This is a genomic window from Streptomyces luteosporeus (assembly GCF_039532865.1).
Lineage (GTDB): Bacteria > Actinomycetota > Actinomycetes > Streptomycetales > Streptomycetaceae > Streptomyces > Streptomyces luteosporeus.
Genome location: NZ_BAAASL010000054.1, coordinates 621 through 1,121 on the forward strand (window position 1 = coordinate 621; position 501 = coordinate 1,121).

At 53.7% G+C, this 501-nt stretch carries 1 protein-coding gene; it reads right to left on the reverse strand.

Features of this window, described 5'->3' with window-relative positions; translation table 11 throughout:
- Positions 1-83: 83 nt before the first annotated feature.
- The coding region (locus ABD361_RS30355; RefSeq protein ID WP_425583372.1) for a hypothetical protein at positions 84-501 on the reverse strand (418 nt) is incomplete at its 5' end.

Consider the following 501-nt stretch of genomic DNA (forward strand, 5'->3'; position numbering starts at 1 on the left):
TATACGCCTGCTAACCCCTCAAAAGAAAGCAGCCTCTAGGGCTGCCATCCGTTACGAAATCTCACTCACTTTGAAATAGCCATCTAAACGGCTTTACACCTGGCCGCCTGAAGGGCAACCGCTGAGGCTTCGCCATTAGTAATAGGGGAGGGACTTGTCTCACTGTTTTGTTGAGGTGAAGGCTTGCCCAGGCGATACCATTTAGCCCGGCTCATGCCCATAGCTTCCCAGGGCTTTTGCCTGCTCAATGAGTTGGCTTCATAGGCTTCACGCTCAAGCTGGCCAGCGGCGCGGCGACGTTCTTCATCACGCAGTCTATCGCGCTCTCTGCGGCGCTTCTGAGCCTCGTCAGTGCTGATAATCGTCTTCAGTTGCTCTTGTTCTTGCTGTGAGATCTGGAATAGGTTGATCAGCGTGTCGTTTTTGGGCGTGTATAGCGGTGCAAACGACTTTCCGCCGAACTCGACACGTTCCCCAGCCTCATAGGATTTCGCCTTGCTG